A 641-nucleotide genomic window follows, 5' to 3' on the forward strand; every position below is an offset into this window, starting at 1 on the left:
ACCGACACGACCGAGAACCCACGCCGACGTGTGACAACTGAGGTCGATGCGACTCGGGGAATGGCCGGCTGACCGGTTGTGGTCGCGCGCGGGCTGCTGCGGGTCTGCCGGCATGGCAAGATCGCTCGAGATGCGCCTCTCCCCGCATGAGCAGGAGCGGCTGCTGCTGTCCTACGCCGCCGAGCTGGCCCGCCGCCGGGCCCGGGGATTGCCAATGGTCGCGTTCTGAGTGGTCGGTAGTTGTCGGTGGTGGGCTGTAGGAACATGGGGTACGGATCTCGCGGCGTGGGCTGCGTGCAACGGTGTTGCGCCGGTGAGCGCGTATTGCTGGTTTCACGGCGAGGCTGTAGGCGGTGCCGGCGCATTGAGTGGGTCGACTGATTGTCGTCGACGAGCCGACCGGCAGGGCTGACTTGCGGGCGCGAACGGCGGTGTATGCGAGAGTGGTGTCGGCCGATCAGAAGGCGGATCTGGATCGGCAGGTCGCGCGGGGACTGGATGGGGCCGAGGTCGTCGACCCCCGGCACTTGCCACAGTTGTCTACCCGGAGAGCTTGGCGGCGGCCGCGGTGTCGAGAAACCACACGGTGTTCTCCCGCCCGCGGGCACCGGCGGCCGGCAGCGACACCGGGTCCGCACCGC

General features: G+C 69.0%; 3 pseudogenes. 2 read left to right on the plus strand and 1 reads right to left on the minus strand.

The features are described 5' to 3' along the window. Positions 1-130: 130 nt before the first annotated feature. Both F6Q13_RS19400 and F6Q13_RS19405 read left to right on the plus strand, forming a co-directional pair. Positions 131-217, plus strand: a pseudogene (locus tag F6Q13_RS19400) (urease subunit gamma); the annotation flags it as partial. Between the two features lie 12 nt (positions 218-229). Beyond that, positions 230-491: pseudogene (locus F6Q13_RS19405) on the plus strand (hypothetical protein); the annotation flags it as partial. A 49-nt stretch (positions 492-540) separates the two neighbouring features. Here the strand turns inward: F6Q13_RS19405 and F6Q13_RS19410 are convergent. Then, a pseudogene (locus tag F6Q13_RS19410) lies at positions 541-641 on the minus strand (6-phosphogluconolactonase); the annotation flags it as partial.

Origin of the sequence: Mycobacterium sp., from assembly GCF_008709575.1 — a bacterium.
Classification (GTDB): Bacteria; Actinomycetota; Actinomycetes; order Mycobacteriales; family Mycobacteriaceae; genus Mycobacterium.